Raw genomic sequence first — 785 nt, forward strand, 5'->3', positions numbered from 1 at the left:
TAGAACCAAATGTTATTTTTTCTGATGGAAACGCAGCCGCAGGGGATACTCGATTTTATCGGGATACACAAATGCTTAACCAACTGCCCTGGAACATAATTTGGGCGAAATACTGGAATGATTTTGAAGATGGCAGACGTATAAAATGTGCAGAGATACTTGTTCACCCGAAAATAGCACCAAATAAAATTCAGGCAATATTTTGTTGTTCCCAGAAACATAGCAATATTATCATCACTGCAATACAAAGAACCGATATTATAGGAATGGTAGATCCAGACTTATATTTTTGACAATGCTTCATTACACTGATACTACAGTTTTTAACGTTAACGCGCAAACGATTGTTAACACAATTAACTGCGTTGGCGTAATGGGTGCTGGATTGGCTCTAGAGTTTCAGCTAAGATTTCCAGAAATGGAAAGAGACTATATAGAACGATGTCGGAGAAAAGAGGCTAAGGTTGGTAGACCTTATCTTTACAAAAATTATGAAACTGTTTGGATTCTTAACTTCCCTACAAAGATTCATTGGAAGTACCCCTCTAAAATTGAATGGATAGAGGAGGGGCTTAAGTATTTTTCCAACTACTATCAAAAAGGGGGAATTACCTCTGTTGCTTTTCCTAAGTTAGGATGTAGCAATGGTGGGCTTACTTGGCGTGATGTATCCCCCTTAATGGAAAAATACTTGCAAAACCTCGATATTGATGTGTTTATCTGTTTAGATCGAGAAGAAGAGGCAACAGGTATAGAGGGATCAATGGTTAATTTGGTAAATAATA

At 37.3% G+C, this 785-nt stretch carries 2 protein-coding genes; both read left to right on the forward strand.

Translation table 11 applies throughout. The annotated features are described in order from the left end of the window. Window positions 1-293: DarT ssDNA thymidine ADP-ribosyltransferase family protein (locus VB654_RS22745; protein WP_323216096.1), on the forward strand; the 293-nt coding region annotated here is incomplete at its 5' end. 2 nt (window positions 294-295) lie between these two features. Continuing rightward, the coding region (locus tag VB654_RS22750; RefSeq protein ID WP_323216097.1) for a macro domain-containing protein at window positions 296-785 on the forward strand (490 nt) is incomplete at its 3' end.

It is taken from the genome of Nodularia sp. UHCC 0506, assembly GCF_034931045.1.
Lineage (GTDB): Bacteria > Cyanobacteriota > Cyanobacteriia > Cyanobacteriales > Nostocaceae > Nodularia.